Annotated in this window: 1 protein-coding gene; it reads right to left on the bottom strand. The window is 71.8% G+C overall.

Annotated features, from left to right (window positions below):
• On the bottom strand, positions 1–273 hold a 273-nt coding region (locus P9273_RS32095; RefSeq protein WP_278052580.1), incomplete at both ends, for a hypothetical protein.

Here is a 273-nt window from a genome sequence, read left to right as displayed (position 1 = left end):
CGTCAGGCTGGTGCCGCCTGCGGCCGAGAGGGTCACATCACCCTTGAAGGCCGCCGCCGCGTTGCCGCCCAGCGCCAGCGTGACGCGCCCGCTGGTCGCGGCATCCGCCCCGCCCACGAACACCAGCTGGTCCATGTTGGCGATATGGGCGAAGCCGCTGTCGGCCAGGCTGCCGAAGCCGCCCACCGCCGCCAGGTCATAGCCGGTGCCGCCATCCACCAGCGCGGCACCCGTGAAATCGGACAGCCCCGCGAACTGGAAGCCGTCATTGCC

The organism is Mesorhizobium sp. WSM4935, assembly GCF_029625735.1.
In the GTDB taxonomy this organism is placed as follows: domain Bacteria; phylum Pseudomonadota; class Alphaproteobacteria; order Rhizobiales; family Rhizobiaceae; genus Mesorhizobium.
Note: the sequence above shows the minus strand (reverse complement) of the source record. Positions and strands in the feature narration are given on the sequence as shown.